Raw genomic sequence first — 201 nt, 5'->3', positions numbered from 1 at the left:
CTTTAGGAACTAAAGGGCGCACTTCTATACTCTCCTATCGGGAGTATGTGCGTCCTGCGGAGCTTCATTCTCTGTCAGCAGAAGAAAACTGCCCGACCGAGAAAGTTGCGTCACTTCGTTCCGTCAAGGTGGCTACACCCCCTTGCGCCGCTAATGCGGCTATCCCCTGTGGACTTGCCGTCCGCAAACAGCATAAAATGC

The organism is Oscillibacter sp. KLE 1745 (assembly GCF_000469445.2).
GTDB classification, from domain to species: domain Bacteria; phylum Bacillota; class Clostridia; order Oscillospirales; family Oscillospiraceae; genus Oscillibacter; species Oscillibacter welbionis.
This window is presented reverse-complemented; position numbering follows the sequence as displayed.